The sequence below is a fragment of the Exiguobacterium sp. HSB13 genome (genome assembly GCF_056764755.1).
The window spans coordinates 99,867-114,199 of record NZ_JBUZOM010000004.1 but is presented as its reverse complement, the minus strand read 5'-3'; the positions used below and the strand labels follow the sequence as shown (position 1 = coordinate 114,199).

Genomic DNA, 14,333 nt, shown 5'->3' with positions numbered 1-14,333 from the left:
GCAATATCGTATCGTCTTGAAAGCAAAAAATGGAGAATCTTCCGTCATTTCAGGAAGATTCTCCATTTTTTATTTTTTACCGACTTTTAGATGAGTATTTCGAAAAACGGCATCTTGTTTTCCTGTCTTTTCAACACTTGTTCCGACAGACCCCAGATATTCGATTTCATCCTTTGGTTGAATGAACTCGTATGTGATGGCAGGTTCACCCCGAAGTCGAACGTGTATGATTTGTCGATGTCGTAAAGAGAATGATGCGCGTACTTCAAGAAAGGAGGAAGCTGATAAATCATGTTGCCGCTCTAAAATCGTCATCAATTCTTTTTCAGAGTCACGATAATTTCCCTGCAATTGAGCATACGAAATACCCACTCCTAAAGATAGGATACCGATTAGACTAAGAGCGAAAATGACCAGCACTTTCTTCATGACTGATCCACCTCCGAGAAAAGTTCATTCTACTTATTCATCGGTTCATCGATCGTCGACGTGAAGTCTTTTTTCGAATCCTTTACGTGAAACTGCATGTCCACATGTGGAATATCATCTTCTAAATAAGGTTCGGATACGGTTTCGAAACCAAACGACCCGTAAAACCCTTCTAGGTGTGCTTGTGCCTGTAAGTAGATCGCAGCTTCTTTCTGCAAATGAACCATCGCTTTCTCCATCATTTGTCTTGCTAACCCAACCGACCGGTGTGCATGGTGAACGGCTACCCGTCCAATCGCTATTCCTTTTGTCGGATGATCGTATATCCGAAGACATCCGACGATTTGACCGCTCTCACTCCGTACGATTAGGTGTGTCGCTTGTTGATCTTGATCATCTAGCTCCGGATACGCACACTCCTGCTCAACGACGAAGATATCCGTTCGTAATTTTAAAAGTGCATATAAGGTATCAGGTGTCATGTGATGAAAAGACTTGAATTCAAATTCGTACATAAAAAGCTCTCCTCTTTAGTTACGACAAAGTCGTGATAATTGTCCTGCGTAGATCGTGACGGGAATACCTCTAAAAATCGTATCTTTTTCCCAATTCAGTCCGTTTGCACGAGCAACATTTTGCGAAGCACGATTATCAGGATGAATGATTGAGATGATTCGATCATGCCCTCGATTGAACCCCTCCATCATTAGTTGTTTCGCTGCTTCACGACCATAACCGACTTTCCAGTGCTTCGGTTCGAGCCAATAACCGACTTCTAACTCTTCTTTTCCATCCACTTCCTGCATCAATAACCCAGCGAAACCAATCGGTTCATTCGTTTCTTTTTTGAATAACAGCAAAAAACCAGTTTGTCGTTCATCCGAGTATCGCTCCAATTGCCGTTCGAACCACTCTCGTGCTTCATCTTCACTCAGAGCCGTACCTCCATTGATATAACGCATAACTTGCTCATTTTGGACAAGCGACTTATAAAAACTGAAATCCTCTTCTTCGAACGGTCGCATCCATAAACGTTCACTTTCCATCGTCATCGCCTCCTTCTATACTTCTCTTTTCCCGAGTTCTTTTCGCTTCATTCCTCTTCCTGATCCTGCTTTCCCTGTGACATTTTTCATTACTAATCGATGACATTCACTCCCTAGTGCTTGCAATTCCCGGCATAAGTCGGTATTTTGGGAACAGTATGTTGAACAACGACCGCACGATTAATGTTAAAATATATTTTGAGCGCATGAGCGCTGGGTAGGAATTCACGAAAAGGACTGAGACCATAATGACTGAACAAGTAATGACGGGACTGTATGAAGGCATTTCAAAAGAGTCCGTACTAATCAATGAACCGTTAAAATATCATACGTATACTAAAATGGGAGGAATCGCGGATTTATTCATCATCCCAACTTCTTATGAAGAAACGGCTTTTGTCGTCCGATATGCTTACGAACAAGGTATTCCCTTGACGTTGCTTGGAAACGGATCGAATCTTGTCGTTCGTGATGGTGGCATCCGCGGCATTGTCCTCTCCTTTGAGAAGTTAACCGATATCTCGGTCGAAGGACATGAACTCGTCGCTCAAAGTGGCGCAGCAATCATCGAAGCTTCACGTGTAGCTTACGCGCATCAGCTCAGCGGTCTTGAATTCGCTTGTGGGATTCCAGGAACGATTGGTGGCGCATTGATCATGAATGCGGGAGCATACGGTGGTGAAGTTAAGGATTGTCTCCATAGCGCTACTGTATTGACACGACAAGGAGAACTGTTAAACATTTCGCATGATGAACTCGAACTGGGATACCGGACAAGTTGCTTCTCGAAGAAAGAATATATCATCCTCGAAGGTCGGTTTGCCTTAACAGAGGGTGACCCAGCACTAATCAAGGAAGTCATGGATGATTTGACGCATAAGCGAGAAACGAAACAACCACTCGAGTATCCTTCTTGTGGTAGCGTCTTTAAACGTCCAGAAGGCTATTTTGCAGGGAAACTGATTCAAGATAGCAACTTACAGGGAACACGCATCGGTGGCGCTGAAGTGTCGAAGAAACACGCTGGCTTCATCGTCAACGTCGAGAATGCATCAGCATCCGACTATATCGCGCTCATTCGTCATGTCCAAGAAACCGTTCAAGAAAAATTCGGTATCTTACTTGAGACAGAAGTGAAAATCATCGGTGAAGAAGCATAATCAATCATTTTACGAAAAAGGTGAGCTCCGTATTCGGACTCACCTTTTTGTTCGTTTAGATCGACCAGTTTCCGTCACGCATGACTGATTCACGCGTTCCGTCCGCAAGTTCTCCTTCAATCGATAGATCCGCGGATCCAATCATGAAGTCGACATGCGTCATCGAGTCGTTCGCACCCTGTGCTTCTAGTTCTTCTGCTGAAAGGCTTGGACCATTTTCGAGACATGTCGAGTACGCACGACCAATCGCTAAGTGGCATGAAGCATTTTCATCAAACAATGTATTATAGAATAGGATACCCGAGTCAGAAATCGGCGAACGGTGCGGTACGAGCGCAACTTCTCCGAGATAACGTGCACCTTCATCAAGTGAAATCAAGTCATCTAGTGCTTCTTGACCCTGTTTTGCTTCCGCTTTAACGATTTTTCCGTTCTCGAACCAGAGTGTGAACTCATCAATCAAGTTCCCACTATAGCTAAGTGGTTTTGTGCTCGAGACGTGCCCGTTGACGCCTGTCTTTTTCGGTAACGTGAATACTTCTTCTGTCGGCAGATTCGCGATGAAATCAACACCATCTGCATTCGGACCACCGCCACCTAACCAAACGTGACGTTCTGGTAATTCGATTGATAATTCTGTTCCTGGGGCTGTGTAGTGCAATGTTTTGTATTTCTTCTCTGTCAGGAATTTTGCTTTTGAACGCAGATTTTGATCGTGATCCGCCCATGCAGCGACCGGATCCGCTTGATCGGCACGTGTTGCTTTTAAAATAGCTGACCAGAGCTCTTCAACTGGCTCACTTGAATCAGGGAATACTTTCTTCGCCCAGCTTTCAGAAGGTGCTGCTACGACACACCAGCTGACATTGTCACTCATGACGAACTTCCGCCAATTAGCGAGAGCGACACCGGCTGCTTTATTCGCACGTGCGATTCGACTTGAATCAACGCCATTCAATAAATCTGGATCTTCACTGACGACCGATAAGAACGCTGTCTTTTCTTCTGCCAGTTGGTCGTAACGTGCTTTTAACCAATCCGGGAACGTATCAAACGACTCTTCCGGTGCATCGAAATAACGGATTTTCGTCATCTCATCATCTGACCATTGTACATATACTTGCGTAGCTCCTACTTCGTAGGCAACACGCGTGATTTCACGAACGAGCGGCAAATTTTCGATTCCTGCACGCACCTCGAGTTGTTGTCCTGGTTGTAGATTAATTCCAGTACGCACGGCTAAAGACGCGTATTGTTGTAATTCTGCTTGTGTCGGCATTATGTAATCCCCTTTCTTGTATCTTTATTTTCACGAAATAGTTGCAATTTTGCAAGAAATAAGGCGAAACTAGAAGGAGAATAGAAGGAGGCATCACCATGGAATTTACACCCGGAGATTTTAAATCGGCTTATACGTATTTTCACCGACAGGCACTCGACCTCGTTGGGGATGAAAAAGCACAACAAGAATTGTTAGTTCGAGCAGAAGTCGGACTTGCGCACTTGACGCAAGATATCGCGTCTACAGAAAGCTCGGACATCGAACGCGAGGCAGAACTCGTCCTTTATTTTCAATTAAAACAACTGCTTGAAATGCTTCGTGCTCTCTATCAGAAAAAATTTGAAATGCATGCGGAACAGGAACAATTATTGTTGACGGCCGTTCTGTACTTCACGTCTCCTGTTGACGCCTTACCGGACGATAACGTCCTCGGGCTCTTTGATGACGCACAAATCGTCGAAACGATCTATGAAGAACTCGCAGCAGACGTCGATCGCTTTCAACATATGGAATAAAAATAGGCAGCTGTCGCAACAGCTGCCCTTTTTTATGCGTTTTGCTTCGAAGCGATATGAACCGGTGCCGTAGATTGACGTGATTCATCCACCTCTAGTTTTTCTTTATTCAACCACGTATAAATCATTCCCATGAAGACTGCTCCACCAATGATGTTACCAGCTAAAGCCGGTAACAGATTGTGCATCGCTCCTGCAAATGTGATCGTATCCGGGTGTGGTACGACTAATGCAATAGAGAACAATGCCATATTGGCGATGACATGATCAAATCCCGATGCGAAGAATACTGCAACAAGTACCATCATCATCATGATTTGCGCCAACTCATTCTTCATATTCTTTGGAATGAAAATCGCTAAACAGACCATCCAGTTACAGAAGATTGCCCGCGTGAAAATTTCCCACGTCGTATGATGAATTTTCGTTTCCGATACCGCAAACAACCAATTGTTCATACCAAGCTCTTGTATGATTCCTGTTTGGGAAAAGAGTAGCGCAAACGCCAATCCTCCAAGTCCATTTCCGATTAGACAGATTAACCAGACCTTCATCGTATCCATCTTCGTCGTATAGCCGCGCATCGTCGCCGTCGTGAAATACATCGTATTTCCTGTGAACAGCTCTGCCCCACCGTAAACGATCAAGACAAGTGCCACTCCGAAGGTCAGTCCACCGACAAGTGTCGCAACAGGTGACTCCGCCATATATAGACCGTTAATTGCTTTTAAGGTAAAAATAATTGCAAATCCAATGAAAATCCCCGCTAGCATGGCACGAACTAAATACTCGAGAGGACGCATTTGTAGCATGCGCGTCGACTTGATTGCTTTATTCCGTAATCCTTCTAATGCTTCTACCTCGTTCATCGTAGAAACCTCTCTTTCTTTTGTTCAACACTTCACAATGTTTGTTCATTTATTATCATACTTCCATCTTAAAAGATGTTCAAGTATTGAATAGACCTGTTTTATCGTTTTTATAAAAGAACGAGATGTAAACGATATCATTGTGTCGAGATTGTGAAAAATGCCTTTTCTTGCTTTATACAACTAATTAGTTTGAATTCGTAGTCGTGATGCGAAGCGTTCAAAGAAAGTATTTCGTCTTGATTCATCAAGCACATAGCCATCAATGACGACACGATTAAAGCGTCTAGAAGACGAAGTAGCTCGTTCGATATCGGTCGGAGTATAGGCGTCGAATGTTTTCCGGTCCATCGTAAAATCTGCACCTGAATACGGATCCGTGTAGTGAATTTCCAGGTCAGTTAAATCAGGAATCGTTGAAAATAAAACAAGCGTATGATGCATCAGAACTTTAGATAATCGAGCCTTTAAAAAATCCTGATTCACTTGTAGTGTCCCAGTATCGGTACCGATCCAAGCTTGTCGCTCTTTTCCTGTCACTTCATAGGCAAGACGTAACGATTCTCCTTCAACATCTACCTGTTTTAATTCTGATGAGAACGGAAGTTGTTCGGCTAGTTGACGAACCGCTACCGTATTCGTCATCGAGGCCCCCACTTGTCTCGCTACAAGATCACCATCATGCCAAATGGATGATTGATTTTTTTCGTTGGGTTGTTCAAAAAGACGAATTCCAACTAGTATTCCTAAGCAGATACAACCAAGAATCCATAACATTTTCTTCATTTTCATCACCTTCCTAAAAAAACGTACCCTTTTTCATCTTTTTTTCATAAGAAGGGTTGAAATTTTATGCATATGAGCGTACTCTTGCAGGCAGATACTCACAGAAGGAGGAGCATGAGGTCACTCATCATATTGCCATGACTACAACACACCCACAGAAAAAGAGAGTTGAAAAAATCAGTTTCTTAATCATTGGTACGTTGCTGTATTCCCTTTACATCAGCCTACTACTATCTCCAAATGATATCGGATCAGGTGGTATCATGGGGATCACGCTCATTATTCAAGAGCTCTTCCACACGCCAATCGGATTAACGCAATTGCTCTTAAACATTCCCCTCTTCCTTTTAGGTTTCCGTTTCCTGCGCAAACGATTCATGTTCTTATCTGGAATTATCGTCATTGCTTCTTCCTTTTTAATTGACTGGATCCCTACTCAAATCGTTCCGGAATCTCTAAATGATCCGCTCGTCGCTTCTATCTTTGCTGGTCTAGTTTCTGGTCTCGCAATGGCATTGATCTTCTTCGGTGGTGCTTCAACTGGAGGGCTTGATATTCTTGGAAAGTTTTTCTTTGCTCGTTTTCATAACTGGCCACTTCCTCGTATATTTCTGATGCAAGATCTTGTCATCTACATCCTAGTATGGTGGGTCTTTGATCTTAAACATGTTATGTACGCTCTCATCATGAGCTTTGTTCGCGCCAAAGCCCTTCAGACGGTTTACAGCTTCTATTCTGCTTCTAAGCAATGTATCATCATTTGTGAGAAAGCAGATGAAATCAATGAAGTCATCACAAAAGAACTCGGACGTGGCGTCACGATTCTTGATGCACGTGGGGGATACTCCAACCGAACGAAAAAAATGGTCTATGTCGTCGTTCAAAATAACGAAATCGTCCGTTTGCAAGAAATCGTCTCTTCTGTCGAACCGAATGCATTCGTTACATTCTCGGAAATCCACATGGTTTTCGGAAACTACAAGGAACATTCGTATTCGTTTTAACATCAAGCGCAGCTTAGCTGTGCTTTTTTTATCTTCTTAAAACAGCTTCTCGTATTGCATCATCTTTCCTGCTTTTTTATTAGTATTATTCACTTTTTCGATCATTATCCCTATTCAAAAAATAGACAGGCTTCACTTTTTTTACGATAGTCGTTAAGCTTATGACATGTCTTTTATTTAAAGGAATGATTGCATGCACTCTCTTTGGCGTCAGCGTATTCTGCTGATTTTCTTGGTCAGCTTATTCGCCTCTATCCCGATCATCTATGCGTTATCCGGTTATCGGACGATTGCAACGATGACCGAGCAAATGAAGGATCATGATATACCGTTAATCAATCAGGTAGATCAGTTGGTCGAACACAATCGAGATCGTGCCAATGCGGTTCGTGGTCTCTTATTGTATGAAGATAATCGTTATATCGAACAATATTACTTTTCAACGTCTAAAATTCATGATTTGCGCAATAGTCTGAACCAATCGTCGACTACCCCAGGGACGATTAAAGATCTCCTTCGCCGCAACAATGTCTGGGAGTCCGAGATTGAACGCGTGTTTGTTGTCTATGAACGTCAAAGTCCAACAGCCGCAAAACATCTTGCTAGACAGTCGACTCAGACGACTCAAACGATTCTCGAAGACTTATCCCGTGTGAAAGATGATTTGTATAAAACGCTTCAAGCCAAATTACAACAATCAGATTCTTTAATCGCTACATATAAATGGATGTGTCTCGCTCTCTCCATCCTGTCCTTTTTATTAATTAGTGCCACGGTCTTTTTCTTCCACCGCTTCGCTCCTAACGGATCAGAACAATCGTCTTTAGAATAAACGAAAAGCGCAGCTTCGGCTGCGCTTTTCGTTTATTCTAAAGATTTATTCAGGCATTGCTTTTCCCTCTTGTACATGTTCCATCACCATATGCACAAGCGATGATACATGATGATCATCTAAGGAATAATAAACGACTTTTCCTTCTTTTCGGAACTTGACGAGTCCTTGTTTCAACAAAGACCGAAGATGATGCGACGCTGTCGCGATCGAACAGTCGACAGAGGCTGAGACATCACAAACGCATAGTTCTTCTTCGATCGTCAACGCATAAACGATTCGCAGTCGTGTCGCATCCGAAAGAATCTTAAATAGCTTTCCGATTTCAAGCGTCGGAATCGTATCCACGATTCGTCCGATTTCAGACGCACGCTGTTCGTCAATCGCAATCGTTTCACAACGGGGAATGTCCATGTCTGTCACCTCGTTTCTACCTATATTGCACCACGAGAAACGGGACATTGCAAGTTCAGCGCATTCGTCTGCGAATGAGCCAAAACACGAACCATCCTCCTACGTAATCTCCGATATCCCAGACAATTCGATTTTGGTCGACAGCGAGTACGCCGATATCAATGATTTTCGTGCTTTCTAATCGGTTCGTATAACGTTGACGAAGTCGCGTCGGAATCGGTAGACGAAGAAGTGCCCGGTAATAAATATCTAAATGAGTATGACCCCAAATTTCCGTCGCAATCGAACTCGTTTTAATATACAACGGACGTTTGTAGCGTCTTTCATACTTTTCTTTCAATAAAAGGGCCATTTCATAGGAAACACGATTAGGACGCGGAAATAAGACTTTTCCTAGATGGTAGATCCCCTGATTATCGACTCGAATGATTTGTGGTTCTAACCGATATCGAATCCAATAGCCGCGAAAACGGATCGTCTGCCATTTCAATACAATCACCTCTGAACGGATTATACCCTGTTCTGAAGTGATTGATGCCATTCTCGCACAGCATCTGTCATTTGCTGCGCAGCGAGTTGTCGATCTTCTTTAGCGAAAATCTCTGAGATGACGGCATACCCTTCCAGCGGGATGGGCAGAGAGGAGACATTCGTTGCTGTGATTCCACCAATACCGATTAGAGGTAATCGTACGGCTTCCCGAATCGCCTGAAGCATCGTATGCGACATGGAATCAGCGTCCGCTTTGGATGACGTCGCAAATAGAGAACCCACCCCTAAATAAGAGGCTCCGTCTCGTTCTGCTTCAATCGCTTGTGCAACGGTCGCTACTGATACGCCAATCACAGCATCTGGTAAAAGGCGACGTGCTGCGGTTAAAGGAATGTCTTCTTGTCCGATATGCAAACCAGCTCCGACGAGTAACGCGATATCGATCCGATCATTGATGATCAAAGGAACATCGTAGCGATCCGTGAGTGCTTTTAACCGAACTGCCTGATCGAAGAATTCCTTTCCTTGCGCTGTTTTTTCCCGTAATTGCACGATTGTTGCACCACCTAAAATGGCTTCCTCAACGACCGTATCGATCGCGACTCCAGGATGGTACCGACGATCCGTCACTGCATAGATGGAGTAATCAATTGACACGTTCTGTCACCTCCACCAGGTCTTGCTCCGTCATAAGGCTGATGGCATTGAACAACTCTCGTTTAAAATCACCAAGACCTTGCGCGGAGGCTGCTTGTTCCCCTGCTTTTCCCATGACAAATGTCCCGTGGACAGCCGCCTCAAATGCCGTATATCCTGCACCGAGGAAGCTCGCAATCAAGGAGGCCGTCATACAGCCCGTACCCGTGATGTCTCCTAGACGCGGTGTTCCTACATGTAATTCCATTTCGCGCGTTCCATCCGTAATGTAGTCGTTCGGACCTGTCACGACGAGGACAGATTTGTGTTTGCGAGCGAATACGCGAATACTTTCTCGATCCATCATTGCATCTCCCGCAGCATCGACTCCCTTAGTTCGTCCGTCTTCCCCAAGTAACGTCTTGATTTCAGAAGCATTTCCTTTAATGACCGTACACCCGAGATCAATGAGTTCTTTGGAAAAAGCAGTACGTAATGTCGTTGCTCCTGCTCCTACGGGATCAAGAACGATTGGGACATTCAAACGTCCCGCTTCACGGACTGCGAGTCGTTGAGCTGCTTGCATGTCTGCATCGATCGTACCAATGTTTAAGACAAGAGCTTGCGCGAGTCTAACCATCTCTTCTACTTCACGAATGTCTTCTGCCATGACGGGGGATGCTCCAACAGCGAGTGTGACGTTTGCGCAGTCGTTGATCGTCACCGTGTTCGTCAGATGGTGAATGAGTGGTTTGTGTTCAAGAATGGTCGTAAACATGTGCATCCCTCCAAAGTGAATGAAAATGATGTGTCGGTCCAATACCTTGTCCGAGAGCAAATCCATGACGAATTGCCTCCGTGACATAGTTTTTCGCCTGTCGTACACTATCTTGTAAATCTTCTCCAAGCGCCATCCGCGCTGCAATAGCTGCGGATAAGGTACAACCAGTACCATGAGTATGTTGATTGTCTAATCGTTCCGATGTGAAGCGGTGTTCCACTTCCCCATCAAACAACAAATCCGTCGCAGCTCCTGAGAGATGTCCACCTTTTAGTAATACTGCACCTGTCTGTGTAGCCAATTGATGCATCGCCAGTCGCATTTCCTCTAGATTGGTGACCGATCGTCCTGTTAAACGCTCTGCTTCCGGTAAATTCGGTGTGACGAGTGTCGCAAGTGGTAAAAGTTCTGAAATCAATGCTTGTTCAGCTTCCGTCCGCAATAGGGCATGACCGCCTTTAGCGACCATGACGGGATCTAATATAATAGGGACTGTTTGTTTACGGAGATGTGTAGCAATGACACGAATCGTCTGCGCATTCGAGACCATTCCGATTTTGATCGCATCGACACGAATGTCTGAAAAAATCGACGTTAACTGGGCATCTACGATTTCTGGGGATAACTCTTCCACTGCTTGAACTCCCAACGTATTTTGCGCTGTGACGGCTGTCAGTACGCTCATTCCATAAACGCCTAAAGCCGAAAATGTTTTTAAATCTGCTTGAATCCCAGCTCCACCACCGGAGTCGGATCCCGCAATCGTCAGTACATGTTTCATGTTCTTTTCACCTTCCCATCGAGCAATGTAAGGGAGTCGTGACCAACAAAAAAGCGCCGACCGCTGTAAAAAAGCAGTCGACGCTATACGAAAGCGTTATACACGCATTCCGGTATCCGTTCGGCTCAACTTTCCTACGCTGGTATTATCCAGTTCAGGTAATAGGGTCGAAAACAGATTGGTTTTCCTCTCAGCCGGATTCCTCCAGCTCCCCTAGTTGCTCAAGTATTCGTTTCGCCTTAACTGTAGCATAGAGAAGAAAAAAAAACGAGCCGAAGCCCGTTTTGATTACAGATATGCCAATGGATTGACTGCATTTAGAGGAGAAGAAGCACTGTATTGATAGCCTCCGACATGTAGTTCGAAATGTAAGTGTGGTCCTGTTGAATTTCCTGTACTACCAAGTGTCCCGACTTGCTGACCTTGAGAGACCGTTTGCCCTGCACGAACCGATAATGAACTCATATGTGCGTAGACGGTCGTGTACACTTGTCCATCTAGGAAGTGAGAGATCATGACATGATTGCCGTAAGGTCCACCACCTGATGCTGTGATGACCGTTCCAGCTGCTGCCGCGACGATTGGAGACCCGACCGAACCACTGAAATCAACACCGTTGTGGAACGTGTAACCATTCGCACCGCTTGCTGGTCCGAATCCTTGTGACACTCCACCAGAAGACGGTCGAACGAATTTTCCTCCACTCGAAACAACGGGCGGGGCAACGGAACCAGTTGATTCCGAACTCTTACCTGTTTGTTTTGCTGCTTGAGCATTCGCTTTAGCGGCTTTTTCAGCTGCTGCTTTCTCCGCTGCTGCTTTTTCAGCCGCTGCTTTAGCGGCTGCCTTTGCTGCCGCAATTGCACGTTCTTGCGCTTCGAGAGTCGCTTGAAGTTCTTTTGCGTCTAACAGTTCTGTCGTGAACTTCGTCTTCCCTTTTCGTAATTTCTTCAGCGTAGCACTACGTTCTTTCATTTGAAGCTTTAACGCTTTCTTTTGTTCAATCAATACTTTCTTTTCCTGCATTTGCTCCGCTTTTTTCTCAACGAGCGCTTGTTTTGCTTCTGCTAATTTTTGTTGCGTAGCGATGTAATCCGAAATCATTTTATCGTCTTGCTCAGCGATTTTTTTCCCCGCCATGACACGGCTAAATAAATCACCTAAATCTTTCGATCCGAAAATGACTTCTTCCCATTTAATCGAGTTTCCATCGTTTTCTTGGAAAACACGCAAACGATCACCGAGTAGTTCTTCCTGTTTCTGTAACATTTCTTCGTAACGGACGATGTCTGCCTTTAACTCATCGATTCGAACGTTCAACTGTTCAATTTGTTTATTTTTTTCGGAGACTTGGAAAATCTTTTCATTGATTGCTGCGTCAATTTGATTGATTTGACGTTGCTCTTTTGAGATTTTAGCTTCTTGTTTTTTGATTGCTTTTTCAAGTTTACGTTGTTCAGCGGCATTCTCAGCCTTTTTTTCTTTAATTGTCGCTGCTGCAATCGGTTGTGTTCCTGTTATAAGTAATGCTCCTAAAACAATGGTAGAAATTAGTTTTTTTAGCATATATCGTTTTCCTCACTTATGTTTTTTCATATTTTATTATAGTATTCAAGTTTCTCTCATATCTGAAATAGATTATAGCACCGTAATCGTTTCAAAAAAATTTCATTTACATTTCAAATGAAAACGGTTTTTTGTAATATATGATTTGTTTTTTGAAAATGACAAAAAAAAGAACCGTTGCATATGCAACGATTCTTTTACGATTAAAGCATTGATAATGGATTGACTGAGTTAGCTGGACCAGTTGCACTATAGCTATACCCACCGACATGGATTTCGAAGTGTAGGTGTGGTCCTGTTGAATTTCCTGTACTACCTAGCGCGCCAATTTGTTGACCTTGGCTGACACGTTGACCAGCATGAACATTGAGTGAACTCATGTGAGCATATACTGTCGTATATGTCTTCCCGTTCAATTGGTGAGCGATCATGACATGATTTCCGTAAGGTCCGCCACCTGATGCTGTAATGACTGTACCTGTTGCAGCTGCCACGATCGGCGTACCGACTGGACCACCAAAGTCAATTCCGTTATGGAACGTATATCCGTTCTCTCCACCTGCAGAACCATACCCTTGTGTAACAGTTCCGGCAGTTGGATGAATGAACAGACCACCTGATGATGGTGCTGGTTTTGGTGCAGCTGGTGCTGGTGTAGATGGTTTTGGTGCCGATTGCTTCGTCGAACCAGAAGGTTTTGCCGATTGTGCTGCTTTCTCTTGTGCTGCTTGCTGAGCTGCTGCTTCTTTAGCGGCTTGCTCTTCTGCTGCTTTTTGTGCTGCTGCTGCTTGTGCTGCTTCAGCTTCTGCGCGTGCTTTCGCTTCACGTGCAGCTTGAGCTTGACGTTCTTTTTCAATTCGAGCTTCACGTTCACGCGCTGCTTTTTCAGCAGCAATCGCTTTTTCTTGCGCAATTAGAATTTGCTGGACTTCTTTTGCATCCATCAACTGTGTTTCGAACTTTTCTTTTTTCTTACGAAGTTCTTTTAAGCGTTTGTTCCGCTCTTTTAATTGCGATTCAAGATCTGCTTGTTGACGTTTTAATTCTTGTTTCTCAACGACCAACTGTGCTTTCTTTTCTTTTACTTTTTGTTGCGCATCTGCTAATTGCTTTTGCGTATTTTGATAATCCGTGATCATTTTATCATCTTGTTTTGAAATGGATTTCCCTGCCATGACACGGCTTACGAGGTCACCAACATTTTTAGAGCCAAAGATGACTTCTTCCCATTTAATTGAGTTTCCATCATTCTCTTGCATGACACGAAGACGATCACCAAGTAATTTTTCTTGGCGTTTTAGTTTCGCTTTATATTTCTCGATTTCTTTTCCAAGTTCAACGATTTCACGTTCCGTTGCTTTGATTTGACGATCTTTTGTTTCGACAGCAAAGATTTTTTCGTTCAACGCTTCGTCTAGTCGATTGACTTCTTGTTGTGTTTTAGAGATTTTTTGACCTTCTTGATTAACAGAAGACTCTAAGTTTTTTTGCTTTTTAGCATTGTCTTGTTGCTGTTGTTCGTTTTTGGCTTTCTGTTCACTTAAATCGTCAGCTGCTGCAAAATGAGGTGCTGATGAAAGAACCAGTGCGGAAACGATGAGCGACGCGAACGTTTTTTTCATGTAGTATTCCCTCTTTTTCTGTAGTGTATGTTTTATGATTTATCGTAGAGTATTTAAGTTAAATTTAAATTCTGTAATAGTTTTTCTTTTTTATAAGAACGTTTTTGATTATAGCATT

General features: G+C 43.7%; 17 protein-coding genes and 1 riboswitch. Of the genes, 4 read left to right on the top strand and 13 right to left on the bottom strand.

What is annotated here, in order from left to right; translation table 11 throughout:
- Nucleotides 1-69: 69 nt before the first annotated feature.
- Genes ACZGCQ_RS15415 through ACZGCQ_RS15405 form a run of 3 tightly spaced genes read right to left on the bottom strand, consistent with a single transcriptional unit; the run spans nt 70 to nt 1,475 of the window.
- On the bottom strand, nt 70-429 hold the full coding sequence (locus ACZGCQ_RS15415; RefSeq protein WP_029340826.1) for a hypothetical protein: 360 nt from the start codon (nt 427-429) through the stop codon (nt 70-72).
- A gap of 29 nt (nt 430-458) precedes the next feature.
- Nucleotides 459-944 (bottom strand): GNAT family N-acetyltransferase, encoded by a 486-nt coding sequence (locus ACZGCQ_RS15410; RefSeq protein ID WP_051656213.1) that lies wholly within the window; start codon nt 942-944, stop codon nt 459-461.
- A gap of 15 nt (nt 945-959) precedes the next feature.
- Nucleotides 960-1,475 (bottom strand): GNAT family N-acetyltransferase, encoded by a 516-nt coding sequence (locus tag ACZGCQ_RS15405; RefSeq protein WP_047395100.1) that lies wholly within the window; start codon nt 1,473-1,475, stop codon nt 960-962.
- A gap of 248 nt (nt 1,476-1,723) precedes the next feature.
- Between ACZGCQ_RS15405 and murB the strand changes: the two genes are divergently transcribed.
- On the top strand, nt 1,724-2,635 hold the full coding sequence (murB, locus tag ACZGCQ_RS15400) for a UDP-N-acetylmuramate dehydrogenase (protein WP_035398835.1): 912 nt from the start codon (nt 1,724-1,726) through the stop codon (nt 2,633-2,635).
- A 55-nt stretch (nt 2,636-2,690) separates the two neighbouring features.
- On the opposite strand, the gene ACZGCQ_RS15395 is transcribed toward murB, so the two are convergent.
- Nucleotides 2,691-3,914, bottom strand: coding sequence for an aminopeptidase (locus ACZGCQ_RS15395; protein ID WP_214729209.1), 1,224 nt, complete (start codon nt 3,912-3,914; stop codon nt 2,691-2,693).
- Nucleotides 3,915-4,012: 98 nt separating this feature from the next.
- Between ACZGCQ_RS15395 and ACZGCQ_RS15390 the strand changes: the two genes are divergently transcribed.
- Nucleotides 4,013-4,432 (top strand): YkvA family protein, encoded by a 420-nt coding sequence (locus tag ACZGCQ_RS15390; RefSeq protein WP_029340822.1) that lies wholly within the window; start codon nt 4,013-4,015, stop codon nt 4,430-4,432.
- A gap of 32 nt (nt 4,433-4,464) precedes the next feature.
- Here ACZGCQ_RS15390 and ACZGCQ_RS15385 read toward each other — a convergent pair whose 3' ends face one another.
- A complete protein-coding gene (locus ACZGCQ_RS15385; RefSeq protein ID WP_069940324.1) occupies nt 4,465-5,301 on the bottom strand; it encodes a formate/nitrite transporter family protein in 837 nt (278 codons plus the stop codon).
- A 183-nt stretch (nt 5,302-5,484) separates the two neighbouring features.
- Nucleotides 5,485-5,946, bottom strand: a complete 462-nt coding sequence (locus ACZGCQ_RS15380; protein ID WP_152548162.1) for a hypothetical protein — start codon at nt 5,944-5,946, stop codon at nt 5,485-5,487.
- A gap of 278 nt (nt 5,947-6,224) precedes the next feature.
- On the opposite strand from ACZGCQ_RS15380, the gene ACZGCQ_RS15375 reads away from it, so the two are divergent.
- Nucleotides 6,225-7,091, top strand: a complete 867-nt coding sequence (locus ACZGCQ_RS15375) for a YitT family protein (protein ID WP_406748772.1) — start codon at nt 6,225-6,227, stop codon at nt 7,089-7,091.
- A 193-nt stretch (nt 7,092-7,284) separates the two neighbouring features.
- Nucleotides 7,285-7,923, top strand: a complete 639-nt coding sequence (locus ACZGCQ_RS15370; protein ID WP_481266775.1) for a CHASE3 domain-containing protein — start codon at nt 7,285-7,287, stop codon at nt 7,921-7,923.
- A gap of 45 nt (nt 7,924-7,968) precedes the next feature.
- Here the strand turns inward: ACZGCQ_RS15370 and ACZGCQ_RS15365 are convergent, their stop codons facing one another.
- The 7 genes from ACZGCQ_RS15365 to ACZGCQ_RS15335 form a co-directional block, all read right to left on the bottom strand.
- On the bottom strand, nt 7,969-8,337 hold the full coding sequence (locus ACZGCQ_RS15365) for an ArsR/SmtB family transcription factor (RefSeq protein WP_029340817.1): 369 nt from the start codon (nt 8,335-8,337) through the stop codon (nt 7,969-7,971).
- Nucleotides 8,338-8,392: 55 nt separating this feature from the next.
- Complete coding sequence (locus ACZGCQ_RS15360; RefSeq protein ID WP_481266774.1) at nt 8,393-8,836, bottom strand: hypothetical protein; 444 nt, start codon at nt 8,834-8,836, stop codon at nt 8,393-8,395.
- Between the two features lie 11 nt (nt 8,837-8,847).
- A complete protein-coding gene (thiE, locus tag ACZGCQ_RS15355) occupies nt 8,848-9,486 on the bottom strand; it encodes a thiamine phosphate synthase (protein ID WP_481266773.1) in 639 nt (212 codons plus the stop codon).
- Nucleotides 9,476-10,243 carry a hydroxyethylthiazole kinase gene (gene thiM / locus ACZGCQ_RS15350; RefSeq protein WP_481266772.1) on the bottom strand — a complete coding sequence of 256 codons (768 nt, stop codon included), beginning with the start codon at nt 10,241-10,243 and terminating at the stop codon, nt 9,476-9,478. Before thiM ends, thiE begins: the two co-directional genes overlap by 11 nt.
- On the bottom strand, nt 10,224-11,027 hold the full coding sequence (gene thiD / locus ACZGCQ_RS15345) for a bifunctional hydroxymethylpyrimidine kinase/phosphomethylpyrimidine kinase (protein WP_481266771.1): 804 nt from the start codon (nt 11,025-11,027) through the stop codon (nt 10,224-10,226). Before thiD ends, thiM begins: the two co-directional genes overlap by 20 nt.
- A gap of 114 nt (nt 11,028-11,141) precedes the next feature.
- Nucleotides 11,142-11,252, bottom strand: a riboswitch (TPP riboswitch).
- Between the two features lie 63 nt (nt 11,253-11,315).
- Nucleotides 11,316-12,593 carry a murein hydrolase activator EnvC family protein gene (locus ACZGCQ_RS15340; protein WP_214729194.1) on the bottom strand — a complete coding sequence of 426 codons (1,278 nt, stop codon included), beginning with the start codon at nt 12,591-12,593 and terminating at the stop codon, nt 11,316-11,318.
- 203 nt (nt 12,594-12,796) lie between these two features.
- Nucleotides 12,797-14,215, bottom strand: coding sequence for a murein hydrolase activator EnvC family protein (locus tag ACZGCQ_RS15335; protein ID WP_481266770.1), 1,419 nt, complete (start codon nt 14,213-14,215; stop codon nt 12,797-12,799).
- Nucleotides 14,216-14,333 lie beyond the last annotated feature (118 nt).